Consider the following 4,377-nt stretch of genomic DNA (forward strand, 5'->3'; position numbering starts at 1 on the left):
TTCAACTATACTTCCCGTTCGCTCAACTAGGCTGCCGTTTCATGCCGGCAGCCTAGTGTTTATTTTTATTTGACCTCTTGTTTCCCGTTGTTTGAATGAAGATCCACTAAATATTATCCAAGGTAGGAATATTAAGCTCTTCTTTTGGTTACCAAACTTTAAGTTTATTTCCGTCCGGGTTACAGAAATCAAATTCTTTAAACCAATTATGTACAATTAAGTCCCCGATACGAATGTCTAACGTACGAAGATGCTCATATAGTCCATCAATATCGGATGTTCGAAAACAGATAACCGGCATCTCATAACTTTCGCCATGATCCAACCACTCGCTTGTTCGAAAAGTTAGAACCTGCTCATCTAACCTCTCACGCAGGAATATTCCTTGTCTGCCAGCGAGCAAATAATCTCTGCCATGTTCCATCCCTAGGTTATCCACATACCATTCTTCAGTCTTTTTTCGATTAGAGACAGGGATGTAGACACCATCGATCCCGATCAATTTAGCTCTTTTTTCTACTTGTTCCATAGTAGATACTTCTCACTCGAAATACAGGATATATAACTATATTCCAGACATACCCAGAGAGTCCTTTAATTGCGCTAATCTGCCCGTTAACGTAATGAAGCTGCCGATTGTGCTGGCAGCTTCGTCTTGTTGTTTATCCTCGTTAGCGGGATTAAAAGTCGACCAACCATTTGCTTCTAAAGCATTACACGAGCTTGATATTGTTTCAGAAGTCTACAAGTTTTTCAGTTGCCTCCACCGTTGAGCGATTTAAGGAACGAAGCTTAGTCTCGCTTCCGTTTTTGACTATGCGAAGTTCTCGGCCATCGATAGGAAGGGACATGGTCCAGCATTGTTTGGAAAACAACGCCCCATTCACGTTCGTTTAATGCGCAAACTGGCTTATTCTGGTCAATCCCAAGTCTCGAAGCCAAATGTTTCAATTGCGGAGGGGTAAAGACAGTACTGAACGCCCCACTGAAAGGTAACTTTGGATTTCTTAGCCCCCATTCAGCAAGACCCGTAAACAAAGGGCCATAGCGACTTGAAACTTCTGGGCATGCCTTTCTCCAGATCGAGAGTATGCAGCATTCCACCTTTGGCGGCGGCGAAAAATAACCCGGTGGGAGTGTCTGTACCAGTTCCATGTCATACCTCATCCTCCAGCTTAATAACTGCGGATTCGTCACAAAAGAAGAGGTAAACCGTTTGGCCACTCCCTTCTCTACAATAATGGCGGCCCGCTGCAGCGGGGTAGTAGGATCATCCAATAGCTTACTCAGAATTGGAGTTGTAATCGAAAAAGGGATATTCGACACGACGCAAAAGGGCTCTCTTGGAAGGTATCCCTRCATAAAATCGTTATGAATGATTTTAATATTTGATATGCCTTCCACCTTGCCAATCAATTTACGAACATACGCAACATCGTTCTCAAAAGCGATGACGATCCTAGCCTTCTCCGCCAAAGGCAGCGTGATCGCGCCGAGGCCGGCCCCTATTTCAATGACAGTGTCCTTTTTCATAATTTTAGCCGTTTCAATCAAATCTCGCACCGCGCGTTTGTTATGCAGGAAGTGCTGACCGGAGAAGTTAGGACTGCCTTCGCTTTTATTTGGATTCGTAAGGGACCTGTTTCCGGCAACGATGGACTTCTTATTCTTTTTACGCAACACAAAAACACCTCATTCATTTGTTTAGGTAAATGAAAAAGGCGCACTACAAATAAGACCCGATCCCGCTTTCAAAAAAACGGATGAGTCAACCTGTACCGCACCTCTATTTACCGTAAACGCATGTAATGGGTGATCAAATAAAGCACCTCCTAAAAAACTATTGCTATTATAACAAATACGCCAACGAATTCAAAGGCTGCTGCTGGGCAGCCCTTCATAGAAAAATAGAGCAGTCTACCGCCTGAACTGCTCCTCGCCACGTCGAACTATCGTTATCAGTTAACGTAATAAATTCTTTATTATTTTTTGCTCCAGATATTTTTAAATAGTTCTGTAACAGTTAAATGTACTATTTCTGGTTCGCTTAATGAGAATTCTTGTGTTTCATAAGACTCAGTCGGGAAAATATAGAAAGCAAAATCATCTCCGTCTTTATAGTTTAACCCACTCACACCAGATACTGAGCTGGTGAAGTTTTTGATATTATAATGTGATGTCATTTTAGCGGTAATATTTGTTTCAAATGAATTTCCGTTTACGGTAGCATGATGAACCCCTGAAATTAATGAAGCACCTGTTAGAGAATAATGTCCACTGGACCTAAAACCAATACTATATCCTCCTGAATATATATTTCCTGTATTATAAATCCAAGATACATATATCTTATGGGTACCATCATTATATAACTCTTTTCCGATATTACTTTCTAAATTAGACAGGTCAATTGCAATGGTATAATCTCCTTTTACAACATGACCGTTTCTATCAGTAAATTCTTTGGTGTTATTCGCAATATGAGCCATCCCTTCAGTCCATAAACCAATCAAACCTGATAACCAAAGAAAAATTACGACTGCTACTGGCACCAGAATAAATAATACTTTTTTTACTTTCATTAGTTAAACCTCCCGCTCGCCCTGTCTCCTATAGAACTTTTGTCGAACGCTGAGCAAAGCTTTCACTGTACGCAGGCATCTTAGCTACATGAGGGCTTGTGACCCCTCCCATGACCGAATTTTCACCGGCTAGAAGATGCATGCCTCTGGGCACGTGGCGCTTAATGAACGGGCCTTAACTTCTCTCAAGTACGTTAACCTTGAGTACTACCTTGTGTACAATCATTCATTACCCCTTTACTGATGAACGGGGCCATCGACACCAGTACACCTATACCTTCTTTTTCAAAGGCTTTTTTTGCACATTCGTCAATTACATCCTCACTTATAAACGGGGCCATCGACACCAGTACACCTATACCTTCTTTTTCAAATGCTTTTTTTGCACATTCATCAATTACATCCTCACTTATAAACGGGGCCATCGACACCAGTGCACCTATACCTTCTTTTTCAAAGGCTTTCTTTGCACATTCGTCAATTGCATCCTCACTCATAAATGGAGCCAACGACACCAGTGCACCTATATCTTCTTGTCCAAATGCCTGTTTTGCAAATCTGTTTATGATCTCCTCACTAACAAAGGGGGCTATGGACAGGAGATCGCTTATTTCAACTCTGTCCTTTACATTCTTAACAAATTCATTAACTTGTTCCGTTCTGAGTAATGGTGCGATTTCCGAAATCTCTTCGAGAGATACCTCATTATGTTGTAAATAATCCATAGTTGTATTATCTAGCATATTTTTAAGTATTTGTGTCCCTTTACCTTCGTCGAGAATCTCATCGATACTTACATCGAAAATTTCTGCGATTAGAGGAAGTTTAGAAATATCAGGCATCGTTTCTCCTCGTTCCCAATTGCTTACCGCTTGGTAACTGATACCAAGTCGGTCAGCTAGACCCATTTGGGTAATCCCTGATCCTTTCCTTAACTTCGCAATATTTCTGCCTACTTTAGACATATCAAACACTATCAGCACCCCTTCGTTCATGATGCTTTCAGTGTATCTATTACTCTCAATTTTGTATATCAAGTTATGCTTGAGTTGCAAGCATGTCACCCTTATCCTCAACTAACCGCTGAAGTTGCTATCATGCTCTATTACCCGATAGCTAAAAAATATGAGCAGGCTTTCTACTTGTTCCATATTAAATGCTCCTCACTCGAAACATAGGATATAACTACATTCCAGATATACCCAGAAAGTCCTTTAATTGCGCCAATTCGCCCATTAGTTGAGAAAAGGCTGCCATATGGCAGCCTTTAAGCATGGAACTATTGTCTTCATTAGCGAAATGAGCTTTGTGTTTATCCTATTTACTTTTCCTCAATTCGATACCATAACTCACAATACTCATATCCATCTTTGTTTGTAAAATACATTTCGAAATTGCCATCTAAAACATTAAACTTAGATGTTTGTAGCCATTCAGAAAATATCCGATTTTTTAATGAGCGCAAATCATAGTTGCCGCTACCATTCCCTTCACTTAATGTGGAAAATATCGCCCAAGTAGCTGCTGGAACATCAACAACTGTATGTTCATTGACCATGCTATTCTCCGATTTGTAACACCCGATAAGATAAGGAAAAGTAGTATTGCTTGTGAATTTGTAGGAATCGTATGCAAAAACTGCTCCAAGTTCCTTGCTGAAATTGCCTTCGCGCCACCAATCCCCAATTACCGACTGGCGTAAACTGTCAAACTCGCCATTCTTGCATATGTTTTGCCAAACCTCTGGGATAGATACTCCTTGTTGGTTCGTAATATTATCGTAATTGTATATATC

5 protein-coding genes are annotated in these 4,377 nt (G+C 40.6%); all 5 read right to left on the reverse strand.

Annotated features, from left to right (window positions below):
- Positions 1 to 148: 148 nt before the first annotated feature.
- A complete protein-coding gene (locus AC1DWN_RS28780) occupies positions 149 to 529 on the reverse strand; it encodes a VOC family protein (protein ID WP_477562309.1) in 381 nt (126 codons plus the stop codon).
- 263 nt (positions 530 to 792) lie between these two features.
- Positions 793 to 1,683 carry a ribosomal RNA small subunit methyltransferase A gene (locus AC1DWN_RS28785; RefSeq protein WP_477562310.1) on the reverse strand — a complete coding sequence of 297 codons (891 nt, stop codon included), beginning with the start codon at positions 1,681 to 1,683 and terminating at the stop codon, positions 793 to 795.
- Between the two features lie 299 nt (positions 1,684 to 1,982).
- Positions 1,983 to 2,582, reverse strand: a complete 600-nt coding sequence (locus AC1DWN_RS28790; RefSeq protein WP_477562311.1) for a hypothetical protein — start codon at positions 2,580 to 2,582, stop codon at positions 1,983 to 1,985.
- Positions 2,583 to 2,776: 194 nt separating this feature from the next.
- A complete protein-coding gene (locus AC1DWN_RS28795) occupies positions 2,777 to 3,637 on the reverse strand; it encodes a helix-turn-helix domain-containing protein (protein ID WP_477562312.1) in 861 nt (286 codons plus the stop codon).
- Between the two features lie 266 nt (positions 3,638 to 3,903).
- Positions 3,904 to 4,377, reverse strand: a 474-nt coding sequence (locus AC1DWN_RS28800) for a GyrI-like domain-containing protein (RefSeq protein ID WP_477562313.1), incomplete at its 5' end; no start/stop codon positions are given.

Source organism: Paenibacillus sp. P4_A7, assembly GCF_056402455.1.